Annotated in this window: 7 protein-coding genes; 4 read left to right on the plus strand and 3 right to left on the minus strand. The window is 39.1% G+C overall.

Annotation, left to right across the window (positions count from 1 at the left end; translation table 11 throughout):
• Positions 1-137: 137 nt before the first annotated feature.
• The 3 genes from B5X70_RS07565 (at position 138) to B5X70_RS07575 (ending at position 2,871) form a co-directional block, all read left to right on the plus strand.
• Entirely contained in the window at positions 138-1,304 is a 1,167-nt protein-coding gene (locus tag B5X70_RS07565) for a hybrid sensor histidine kinase/response regulator (RefSeq protein ID WP_079557295.1), read from the plus strand.
• Between the two features lie 23 nt (positions 1,305-1,327).
• Complete coding sequence (locus B5X70_RS07570) at positions 1,328-2,218, plus strand: hypothetical protein (RefSeq protein ID WP_079557296.1); 891 nt, start codon at positions 1,328-1,330, stop codon at positions 2,216-2,218.
• 203 nt (positions 2,219-2,421) lie between these two features.
• Positions 2,422-2,871, plus strand: a complete 450-nt coding sequence (locus B5X70_RS07575; protein WP_079557297.1) for a hypothetical protein — start codon at positions 2,422-2,424, stop codon at positions 2,869-2,871.
• Positions 2,872-2,942: 71 nt separating this feature from the next.
• Here the strand turns inward: B5X70_RS07575 and treY are convergent, their stop codons facing one another.
• From treY to glgX, 3 genes are all read right to left on the minus strand, one after another.
• The gene (gene treY / locus B5X70_RS07580) at positions 2,943-7,190 is read right to left on the minus strand and encodes a malto-oligosyltrehalose synthase (RefSeq protein ID WP_079557350.1); all 4,248 of its coding nucleotides are present in this window, start codon (positions 7,188-7,190) and stop codon (positions 2,943-2,945) included.
• Between the two features lie 61 nt (positions 7,191-7,251).
• Positions 7,252-9,108, minus strand: coding sequence for a malto-oligosyltrehalose trehalohydrolase (treZ, locus tag B5X70_RS07585; protein WP_079557298.1), 1,857 nt, complete (start codon positions 9,106-9,108; stop codon positions 7,252-7,254).
• A gap of 9 nt (positions 9,109-9,117) precedes the next feature.
• Positions 9,118-11,247: a glycogen debranching protein GlgX gene (glgX, locus tag B5X70_RS07590; protein ID WP_079557299.1), complete on the minus strand. Its 2,130-nt coding sequence runs from the start codon at positions 11,245-11,247 to the stop codon at positions 9,118-9,120.
• 514 nt (positions 11,248-11,761) lie between these two features.
• On the opposite strand from glgX, the gene B5X70_RS07595 reads away from it, so the two are divergent.
• On the plus strand, positions 11,762-12,976 hold the full coding sequence (locus B5X70_RS07595) for a 6-bladed beta-propeller (RefSeq protein WP_079557300.1): 1,215 nt from the start codon (positions 11,762-11,764) through the stop codon (positions 12,974-12,976).
• The last annotated feature ends 5 nt before the right edge of the window (positions 12,977-12,981 follow it).

Here is a 12,981-nt window from a genome sequence, read left to right on the forward strand (position 1 = left end):
CAACAGATCCTATAAACATAGAAACTCAGGCATAAATCATTCTCTGATTTTCTATCCTTAGCAATATTAGAGGTCAATTCAATACGAAGAGATGAAAAGTAGAATTACTAAACCATTAAATAAGAAAACAAGCAGTAATGACATATTCGGGACGCATATTAATTGTTGATGATAATCCTAAAAACATTCAGGTGGCTGCTTCAATTCTGAAGCAAGCTGGTTATGAAGTTGAATTTGCTTTGGATGGTGCATCCGGCCTCAGTTGGCTGGAGAGCAACTCATTCGACATTGTTCTGCTTGACATTATGATGCCTGGAGAGGATGGCTTCGAAATATGCAAATTGATAAAATCCAACCCAAAGCTAAATAAAATTCCTGTTATCTTCCTGACAGCCAAAACCGACCGTGAAAGTGTGGTTGAAGGTTTCGAATCGGGAGGAGAAGATTACATCACTAAACCATTTGACTCGCAAGAACTGTTGGTAAGAGTTAAAAACCAAATAGAGCTAAAGACCAACCGTGAGTTGCTTGAAAAGATGAACAAAAATCTTGAAAAACTGGTGGCAGAAAAGACTGAAAAGTTAACGGCTGCCAATCAGGATATGGAAAACACCAACAGGCAACTCTCCAAAAGAAATGAAGAACTAAAGCATCTGGAGGAATCTAAACAACACTTCCTTAATATACTCGGAAACGAAGTTTCAGGTTCGCTGAACGAGATCACAGGGATGCTGCAGGTCATAAAATATAAAGTTGACTCGAAAAAGGTAGCTCAACTTGTTGACCGCATAGATCATTCACTCTCAAAAATAGAAACTTTTGTAAATTCTGCTTTGCGTATAACTGAACTGCAATCCAAAGGTTCATTGCTTAAACCAGAGCGACTGGACATCAACAAACTAATAGGGTTTGCCATGTTTCAGCTGGATGAAAAAATCAGGCGTAAACAAATTGTTATCAACAACAAAAGCAATAAGGATTCAGTTAACATTACCGGAGAAAGCCAACTTATCATGGCAGCACTCATCATTACTCTGGATTTTTTTCTGGAACGAAATTTGCCTGACTCAGCCATACAGTTAGAATTAAGACAGGACAAACAAGGATTGGAAATAATTTTTCAGGACAATGGCCCAAATGTTTCTGAAGAAGAGATTTCATCATATTTCGATCTATTTTATACTGGCAGTCAGTCCTTAAACTTCCCTAGAATGATTGCCGAGGCACACCTTGGAGAAATGAGTATTAAAAACAGAAATAATATAACTGGGATCACTCTGAAATTGGGATTCTACACAAAATAAGATACAAAACCAAATAAGCAACCATGATCAAATTCATTAGAAACATTAAAATTTTACATAAAGGTTATACAAGATTTAACCTCTTCCTGATTATAGTTTTATTCACAACCTATGCCTTCAGTAATCCACCTGTAACGACTAAGAATCAGGAAAACCTGGAATTGGAAGTTGAGTTCTATGCCATCCCTTCGCCCGACGAAATTCTGGAGTACATTCATCGTAACGAGATTGAATATACACCGTCACTGATGGCTGATTTGGCTAAAAGAGACCAATATGTCACTTACAAAGAGAGACTGGTAATGTACGGAGTTTATATGGCAAACATGGCTTATGCTGCAAGTTTTGACCAAACCAATACGGCTCTTAGCTATTTTAATGTGATTGAGGAAACAGGAAGAAATATGAACATTTTCCCGCCGGAAATAGAACAACTGGGTGAAAGATTGATGCAAAACATCAATAATATGGACTCGGTTAACTACATCTATGATGAATTGTACCTTTTAACCATTTCAAACCTACACGAGACTGATCGTTTTGGAGAATATGCACTTATCACAGCCGGCGGGTTTATAGAAAGTATTTATTTGGCTCTTAACTCCAGAGGTTCAAAAATTAAAGAGAACGAATTCATGATGAGAGTATGGGATCAAAAAATGATTCTCAATCAACTGAATCAGATGTTTGAGCGCTATTTAAGTCCATCGGTTAAAAATCAGATTACTCTGGAGTTTGTAGAGTTAAACGAGGCTTACAACCAATTTGCTGGTGCAGACAACCCTGCCACATCAGAAAGGGAAGAGAACGGCAGGATTGTTATTGGAACTAGCAATGCAGACAGAACCATTAGCAACCCAATAGATCGGATTCATAAAGAAGTGAACAAATTGCGCTTAAAATGGGTTCAATAGGTAAGTGGATAATCGATTTATTTAGTCGAATAATAAAATAATTACTATTTTTATTTCAAGACATTTCCTGTTTTAAGAAAACAAAATTGCAGACGAATGAAAAACAGACGAAAAGTAACACGACAATAAAAGCATGAATAGCTGCTGCTTATGCAAGTTACTCTAATACATCTGGAGCAAATGAATTATTAAATTATTTTCGGATGAAAGAAAAATTTCTGATTCATATCATTTTAACACTCATTTTAGGCACTTTTGCTATACAAGAAAGTTATAGCCAGAGTTGTCGTGGTTATGAACGCAGATGTGAGTCAGCTCCAAGATACTTCCAGTCCAGTTCTTTATCGCGGGCTGTAACTTTGCGGAAAGCAAGGAAAATTATTATCAATCAAACTTTCTTTGGTAATCGGGAATATTTTGTCTCGGTATGTGGTCACAACAGGCTGGGAAAAATACATTTCCGTCTTATTGCTGATGACGAGGATCAAACAGTTCTTTACGATAATGCAGCCGATGATTTTAAAGAATCACAGCTATTTGTGATTCTGAATACCATGGCCGTTAAAGTTGAAATTTCTGCCCCGCACTATTTTGACGACAGAGGATCAGAATGTGCCGGTGTGCGAATCTTCTATAATCAACAAAAAGATTAGTCGTTAAGTTAATTCGATTTCGGTTTACAAAACCCATTGACCTCCATGCAAATGGACATACCAAATAACTTTTAGTCGGTTCTGCCAAATGCCCAAAGACTTTCTCTGATGGTTTCAATGGTTTCCTTATCGTCCGGAAGATTTTTAAGTCTCCACAGCCAATTTCCTTCTGCAACAGATGGTCGATTCATTTGGGCTTTAGCTCCTAGTCCTAATATATCCTGCATTGGAACAATGGCCAGCCAGGCTCTTGACGACCAAACCAAACGATTTACGATCTCATGACAATTTCTCCCGCGTGGTTTTAAACCCGTGTAAAACTGTAATCGCTTTTTACCCTCTTCCGACAGTTCGTTTTTATACCAGCCTCGCACCGTATTGTTGTCATGCGTTCCGGTATATACAACACTGTTAAAACAGTAGTTATGCGGAGTGTGAACAGAAACCGGCATATCATCGCCAAAAGAGAATTGAAGAACATGCATACCCGGCAGGTCAAACTCATCGCGAAGTTTATAAACTGATTTATCAATTTCGCCAAGGTCTTCAGCAATAAATGGCATTTTTGGGAAATGCTCCTTTACTTTTGCAAAAAAATCTTTTCCGGGAGCCTTTTCCCATTTTCCATGAACTGCGGTGGGTTCTCCAGCCATAACTTCCCAGTATGCATCAAACCCCCTGAAATGATCTAGGCGAACCAGATCGAACAGCTCCAGATTTTTAGACAAACGTTGAATCCACCATTCAAAATCCTGTTTTTTCATCACATCCCAATTGTAAACAGGCATATTCCATAACTGCCCGGTTTCGCTGAAATAATCCGGTGGCACGCCTGCAACAGCATAGGGAGTTTTATCGGAGTGAAGTTTAAACAATTCAGGATGACTCCAAACATCTGCATTATCGTAACTAACGTAAATTGGAACATCTCCAATTATTTTTATGCCATGATAATTGGCATATCGTTTTAATGCTTTCCATTGTTTAAAGAACAAATATTGTCTGAATTTCTCCAAATCAAGACGCTCTTTATAATCAGTAGAATATTGTTCCAGTACTTCGGGTACCCGAAGTACTACTTCCTGAGGCCATTCATTCCATGGCTTATCATTAAATAACTCTTTAAACAAAAGGAAAAGAGCATAATCGTGTAACCAATAGCTTTCGGCGTTACAAAAATCTCGGAACTGAGCCAAAGGCTGATCCAGAGCTTTTTGCCGGAAGCGGAACCAGGCCTTGGTTGTAACCTCTTCGCGTATGGCAAGAGCATCTTCATAGTCGGAATTATCGGATAAGCGTCTCTCCCATCGTTCCAGATCGTTGCTATAGATCAATCCTTCACTTGCCAAAACGTCGGGGCTTATAAACTGGATATTTCCGGCAAAAGCCGAAGGCGGGCTGTATGGTGACCAACCAGCGCCGGCCGTTGTCTGAGTCAATGGCAATACCTGCCAATAACTATGTCCTGAGGCCTTTAGGAAATCTATAAACCTGTAAGCATCGTGGCCAAAATCTCCGGCGCTGTATTTCCCGGGTAATGATGTGACATGCAATAATACACCGGCCTTTCTCGAAGTTCCCCGCTTTTCAGCGTGAAGCAGCCCCACAGGGCCATGCTTAAATAACTCATTTAAAGAGACCGAACCGGACACACTCATTGTGAGCCCAGAAAATACATGATGCCAATCTTCCGGTGTATCATCAGGCAATATAACCTGAGTGTCCTTCCAGTCAATATTTTCTGGATATAAAACCTCATCCCGTTTAAAAATTGAAGCCAGATATAAAGGCACAATTGTAACAGCCCAAGCATTTCCATGTTGTCTGGCAAAAGCCATTACATGTTTAATATATTTCCCTTTAACTTCGAGTGGCAGATAGGTACCTTCATTAAACAGGGTTTTATTCTCCTTTCTCAATTGCAATAATCGGTGTGTAAGCCATAGTTTTATGCTACCACTTTGCCTGTCGTTGAGCAGTGACTGAAGAAAAACTTCCGGATCTCTCATTTGGCGGTCAATCATTGACCGCAAAAGGATGTGTCTAAGCGAATAATCAACCGGACGCCGATTATCTGGATCAACAAGGGAGAGATCCCATAATTCAGTTCCCTGATATATATCGGGAACTCCCGGACAAGTACCTTTAAGTGCTAGTTGAGCCAAGGAATTATTGATTCCCCATGCGGCTATTTTATCCTGAAATGGCAAAAATGATTGAAGAAAACCATGTTCATCATCAAGAATCTTGTGAATAAAATCAATTACAGCTTCTTCCCATGATTCATCGGGAGTACTCCAATTGGTATTTAACTTTGCCTCTCGAAGAGATTTGACCATATATTCATCAAGCCTGCTAATGAAAAAAGATGTCACTTTTTGGTTAAAAGGCATGACACCAACCATGGTCTGATAAATAAAATATTCCTCAGATACAGATGGCACCTCCAGACCTTTCATCTCCCTTTTAAAAGGTTTATTCATCTTCATCCAGACTGCAACCTGAGTCAGCCATTGTTCGGGCATTTCACTGATTACATTTAGTCTGGCTCGTACATCTTCGCCCCTTTTGGTATCGTGTGTAGAGGTGGTATTCATTGACAGAGGCCACGACTCCCGACGATTTTCCATTGCCTTGTGGAACTGCTCAATGGTAATTCCATGTGCATCTGGGGCATCACCAACCTCGTTATGCGTTATGAAAGCGTTGTACCGATACATGGTGGTATCTTCCACACCTTTAGCCATCAGCGGCCCGGTAAACTGCATACAACGCATAAAGAAACGATTGGCAATCTGATTTTTAACCTCACTGGAATCGCCACCCTCAAGAAACAGGGATTTCAGAATAATTAATGCTTCCTTTAACCCGGGATTTTTATCTAAAGCACCGGAAAACATGCCTTCCACAATCACCCTATCTTTTCCTTCCAGCGGCAAATGTTCAGAATACAAGCGATACACCGGGGCTTCCATTAAAAATGCGCCAATGGCATCCCTGATTGAATTTCGACCAAGCTGGTCCAGTTTATCGTCATCAACCAAGCCACTGCTTATAAACGTTTCCGTGAGATTATCCCATTCACCTCCCATTCGTTTACTGAGAATGAACGATTTGGCTTCAGAAATAATTTCGCGGGGTTCTTTATTATTGTCGGTTATATAGTTATAAAACGATTGAAGTTTTTCATAATTCTCCTGCCTGGTTAACAAGTTGTTCACCAATCCCAGGAAATCGTATCCAGAAGTTCCCTGAACCGGCCAATTTGGCGGTAATTCTTCTCCTTCCTCGAGAATTTTTTCCACCACAAGATATTTATCGTCTCCGATTTGCTGACGAAGACGGTGCAAATATTCACCAGGGTTATACAAACCATCTATGTGATCAATCCTGAAACCGTCAATCCAACTCTTATGCTGCCAATACTCTATTATTTCATGATAGTAATCGAAAACGGATTTATCATTCATCCGTAAACAAATTAAATCATTTACCGTGAAAAACCGGCGGTAATTAATTCTTTTCTCGGTCTCTTTCCAGCAACAGAGTTCGTAGTGTTGCTGATTAATTATCTCAGTAAGGAGTTGGCTGCTGTTGGTGACATTTTTTGCAACTTGCTTCAAAAAATCTGTTACATCACTGTTTTTTTCTGATAATTGCGACAGCTGTTCCTTGAATTTTGCCCACTCGTTATTCAAAAAATCTGATTCAGGTTCAGTCTCTGATTTTGGAAACCTGCTTATAATTCTCCCAATGGATGTTGGCATATCCCCGTCATCCATCTTCATCAAACCAACAAAAGTTTTGTAGTTTACAGGAAAAAGATGTTCATGATATACAATGGAAAACCGATGGTTTTTCCATTGCAAAGACAAACTCCCGCTATTTATGGCATCTTCAATGCTGTGTCCTAAGACCGGTATCATCAACTTCCCTTCGCATAAAGGGTGATTCCAATCAATATCAAAAAAAGATGCATAAAGAGACTTCTCCCCTTTCTCCCAAACATCCCAAATCCACTTGTTGTGATGATTGTAACCCATATGATTGGGAACGATATCCTGAATCCAACCAATCCTTCTCTTTTTTAATGATGACGAAAGAGACCTGAACTCTTTTTCGTCTCCCAATTCGGGATTAACCCTGTGAGGATTAACCACATCATAACCATGTAAACTGTTGGGGGTAGCTTCAAAAACAGGTGCAGCATAAACCGAACCAATGCCTAAAAGATTATAATATTCAACCTGCTCTTTGGCGTCGGCAAAAGAGAAGTTTTTATTGAACTGAATTCTATAAGTTGATACGGGATTATGCATGGTTTTATCGATTTTAGCATAAAGATAAAAAGATTTTAAAACCATTCATTTCACTTTCCTTCTATTTTTTAGAATTATATTTTCGTATAACACAAAATGAAAAACCGGGAAGGTTTAATTCATACCCTTGCGGGGTATGAATTAATGCCTCATTTTGACTCCCCCCCCATTGCTCCGATGAGGAACAGAAAACCATGCTTTGGAAGGTGGTATTTTCTTCTAAAATTCTTTTAACTCTTTCATCTGAAAAATTAAAGTAGATATCCAATCCTGATATGATCTTATTCTTTCTTAAGATCACCAATTCTCCCTCATTTGATACTTCAATATTTGCACGCGAAAAACGGGGAGAAAAGTCAAAATCGGATTTCCTTAACTGTATCAAGGCTTTATAAAAACGATGCAACAACCGTTGACTTTCATTAATCTGATTCCAATTCGTTAATTTTGAACGATTAAAAGTATCTTCTGCCTGCGGATAGGGAATTTCGCCATCTCCGCTCATAAACTCTTTAAATTCATTGGCTCTCCCTTTTCTTACAGCTTCAATCAAATCTTTGTCGCCATGATGCGTGAAATACAGAAACGGTGCATTTTCTCCATACTCTTCTCCCATAAATATTAAAGGAACGTAAGGCGATAAAATTGTGAACCCTGCAATCAGTTTAAGATTTTCAAAACCAACCAAATGGCTTAAACGGTCACCATTCATGCGATTGCCAATTTGATCGTGGTTTTGCGAAAAAACCACGAATTTTGAACCGCATTGTCCATCGGTTTTACTGCCAAAAAACTTGTCTCTGTGACGTGAATAATTTCCATTGTACACATAGGCATTTTTCAGGGTTTTAACCACCGGGTCAACTCCGCCAAAATCAGAATAGTAGCCATTTTGCTCTCCAGTCACCATGCTATGCAAAGCATGGTGAAACTCATCGCACCACTGTGCATTTAATGCGTAACCTCCGGATTGAATAGGGTTTATGTATCGCACATCATTCAAATCGCATTCACCAATCAAAAAGTGATTCTTCCCTGTTTTTCTGTTCAGATTCTCAACTTCAATATTTAATTCCTGAAGAAAATGCAACGCCCCTGAATCCTTAATGGCATGAACGGCATCAAGTCTCAGTCCGTCAATATGAAAATCGCGCATCCACATCAGCGCATTCTGAATAAAGAAATGGCGCACACCGTGCGAGCCGGCATCGTCGAAATTAATGGCATCGCCCCATGGAGTCTCATATTTTTGAGTAAAATATGGACCAAAACATCCAAGATAATTACCTTCAGGCCCCATGTGGTTATAAACCACATCCAGAATAACTGTAATCCCTTTATTGTGACAGGCATCTACCAGTTTCTGAAGCTCTGAAGCACCTCCATAACTGTTTTGCACGGCATAAGGAAATACACCATCGTAACCCCAATTGCGCTTTCCGGGAAACTGAGCAACCGGCATCAGTTCTATTGCATTTATACCCAAATCAACCAGATAATCTAACCTTTCAGAAATTCCTCGAAAATCGCCTTTAGCTGAGAATGTGCCCGCATGTAACTCGTAAATGATCATTTCATCTAAACCGATTCCTTTCCAGGAACGATCTGACCAGGTATACTGTGATAAATCAACAACGCGTGAAAAACCATGAACACCCTCCGGTTGGCAGAGAGATGCCGGATCCGGTATTGTTTTCTTGCCGTTTATCCGAATTTTATATGAATCACCTTGCTTTAGGTTGGTCTCTTTATTACACCAATAGCCAAAATCGGTTTTACCCAATGATATAACAAGGCTTTTATCAGTAACAATTTCAACAGAAACGGCATCCGGCGCCCAAACAAGTGCCGATGAAGTTCCATTTTCGACCGTAATACCAGGCCGAACTGATGGATATGATTCTTTTGTTGTTTCCATTTTATCTCTTTAACGTGGATGGCAAAACAAAACAACTGACCGACCCTGCACTACTATTTCACTTGCAGCCCGGTAACTGGATCCATCACCCTTTTCATCAAAAAAAGCAGTATAAGTATCCATAATTTTCAACCAACCGCCACCCCATTTATCAGCAGGTAAAGTAAAAGTCAGTGGCTCATGGTAAGAGTTAAACATGAGATAAAAGCTGTCATCAACTATTTTTTCACCGGTCTTGGATTTAGCACGCACTCCGTATCCCGAAAGAAAAACAGCCAAAGATTTTGCATAGGATGAATTCCAGTGCTCATCGCTCATCTCGATGCCATTGGGGGTAAACCACTCAATATCGGTTACATCCTGGCCTTTTATAGGCTGATATTTAAACCATTGCCGGCGACAAAAAACAGGATGCTTTTTACGATAATGAATTAATTTGGAGGTAAACAAGAGCAAATCCCTATCCATTTTGTCCCAATTAATCCAGCTTAGCTCATTATCCTGACAATATGCATTATTATTTCCTTGTTGAGTGCGCCCCAACTCATCACCGGCTACCAACATTGGCACACCTTGTGATAAAAACAGCGTTGCCAGAAAGTTCCTAACCTGTAGTTTTCGTAAGTTATTGATATTTACATCATCTGTTGGTCCTTCAACTCCGCAATTCCAGCTGCGGTTATGACTTTCTCCATCGTTATTGTTTTCCCCGTTGGCCATGTTGTGCTTTTCGTTATAGGAGACCAAATCCAATAAAGTAAAGCCATCGTGAGCAGTAATAAAATTAATGCTGGCTGTTGGAGTTCGCCAATTATCAAAATAAAGGTCGGAACTGCCAGTAAGTCTGTTGGCAAATTCAGGCAGCATTTCGTCCTCTCCTTTCCAGAAATCCCTCATACAATCACGATATTGAGCATTCCACTCCATCCATCCCGCCGGAAAGTTACCTACATGATAGCCGTCTTCACCCAGATCCCAGGGTTCGGCAATCAGTTTCACCTGCGACAATACAGGATCCTGATGTAACACATCAAAGAAAGACCCCCATTTATCCACATCATCAAACTCACGAGCCAAAACGGGAGCCAAGTCGAACCTAAAACCATCCACATGCATCTCTAAAACCCAATAGCGTAAACTGTCCATGATGACCCTTAAAATATTGGGATGAACTGTATTTAAGGTATTTCCGGTTCCGGTGTAATCCATATAGTAACGCGGTTTTTCTTCAATGAGGCGGTAGTATGAAACATTGTCAATTCCACGAAAACTCAAAGTTGGCCCGGTATGACTTCCCTCCCCGGTGTGGTTATAAACCACATCGAGAATCACTTCAATTCCGGCAGCATGAAGATCCTTCACCATCTGCTTAAACTCCCAAACCTGTTCGCCTTTCATTCCCGAAGCTGAATATCTGGCATCGGGAGCAAAAAAGCCGATGGTGTTATACCCCCAGTAATTGGTTAAACCTTGCTCTACCAAATGGCGATCGGCCACAAACTGATGTACAGGCAACAATTCCACAGCATTTATTCCTAATTCCTTAAAATATTTAATGGATTCAGGATGGCCTACTCCGGCATATGTTCCTCTGAGATTTTCCGGAATTTTTTCTGAAAGTTTGGTAAAACCTTTGACATGCATTTCGTAAATAATGGTTTCATGCAGAGGGATTTCGGGAGAACGGTCGTTCTCCCAGTTAAATTCATCATCTATAACAATGCATTTTGGAATATAGAGTGCACTATCTGAAATACTGAAAGAGCAATCCTTCTTTTTATTGTTAATTTCATAACCAAACATCGCATCGTTCCAGTTAATTACCCCATCAATTGCTTTCGCATATGGATCCAAAAGAAGTTTATTTGGATTGAATCTGTGACCGGCTTTTGGCTCATAATTTCCATGTACCCGAAATCCATAACGCTGGCCCGGTTTTATGCCTGGCAAATAAACATGCCAATGATTATGAGTTCGTTCAACTACTTTAATCCTGATTTCTTTATCGGCAGCATCGAAAAGAGACAACTCCACTCCATGCGCATGATCGGCAAAAAGCGCAAAGTTTACACCTTCACCATCATAAGTTGCTCCAAGGGGATAAGGCTTTCCGGGCCATATTTGAATATCATCTGACATATTGAATGGTTTAAAGAAGAGAAAAAGAAGAAATTTTGAGTTTCTTGTAGATCAAATGCCGGTTAATGAAACAAACTTGTTGATTAATAGTTTTTTTTTGCATTCGATATGAAAATCAAATCTCTCGCATCTTTTAATTTATCGGAAATCAAGATTAGATTCTTATAAATAAATGCATTTTAAAGCAAATTCATGACAAAATCAAGTTGACAGATGTTTAATTTATGATTAAATCACTACTGTCCGACTATTTTCTAACCAAGATCTTTATTAAGTGACAATTATAATCACCTTAGAGACAATACATCTTAAAACCGGAAAATAGCTATTATGGATAATGAATGTTATAAAAAATCATTAATAAATTATTACTCTCAAGTATACTCTATCCAAGTTTTTTCTATATTTACGAAGAAAACCCATTAAACATAGAGTGATTTACACAAATAAGATAATATAGAGTCATACCAATTGACACAATAAATATTCTTTTAACCTTAACAATGCTAACTCAATGAAACATCCATTCAAAAAATCGATCCAAAAACTTATTCTATTCGTTTTCGTTGTATTTTCATCACTAATCGGTTGCAATAAAAAACAGAGTAGTGACCTGGATATTTTTTTAACCATAGACCTGTCGGCACCCGCATCCACAATATTTTTACCCTTAACAGAAATAGCTGAAGACATTCAGATGGCACGATTGGAAACCCGTAATGATTGTTTAGTAAGTCATTTCCGTGGTTTTGCAGGAAAAAAACACATCATATGCTTTGAGAGAAATAACATTTTACACTTTTCATCTGATGGCACTTTTATTCGTGAAATTATGCGTGCAGGGAAAGGTCCTGATGAATTCTCTCATATTGGAGCCTGGGATGTTGATGATTCTGAAAGATTTTTAATTCTTTACGATAGCAATAAAGATTTCATATACAGATATGATTTAGATAATGGGGTTTTTGTAAACCCCATTAACAACGTTATCCCAACTTTTGCAGATGCTATGCAGTTTCTGAATGACAGTATGATTGCCTTCCTGCCAAGCGTTTATTCTAATTCTGAACATCATTATCTGCTATACTCCTTAAATGGGGATGTAAGTAAGGGTCCCAAACGTGAAGCTATAGAAAATGCCCGGTTTCAGTTCACCGGCATTTCTTCCGATTTCAGAAAATCAACACTAAACAATATTGTATATCGGCCTCGCACATCAGACACGATATACCAAATAAACGAGACTGAAATGACACCGCTTTTAATTCCCATCATTGATAAAAAGAGGCAGTCCGGCAATGTAACTGAAGGCGAATATACAGAGCACATCTATCTGTCAGAAGACCTCCTGTTTCTCTACAAAAATCAATTTAAACATGAGACCAACAGCGAAGCTAACAGCATCAGCATAAGAATGAACCACGGAAACTTTTATGTAATAAATTTAAAAACCAGAGAAATTTTTGATTCAAGAGGAATTTCTGCTAAACATTTGGGAGTACCCCTCCCTTTGTGGAGAATTTTTCCCTCAGGTGGAAACAGATTTTATTTCTCGGTTCCTGCTATGGATTTCATTGAAAGTATTGACCGAAGCATAAAAGGGAGCCAAATCTCACCTGAAGATTTAGAATTCATTACACAGTTGAGGAAAAGCATCAGTGAGGAGGATAATCCAATAATTTTTTCGGGTACATTTAAAGAAAACATAGATCTTTCGCATCTCAAATAGTTCGG

This window comes from Alkalitalea saponilacus (genome assembly GCF_900168165.1).
GTDB lineage: Bacteria > Bacteroidota > Bacteroidia > Bacteroidales > Marinilabiliaceae > Natronoflexus > Natronoflexus saponilacus.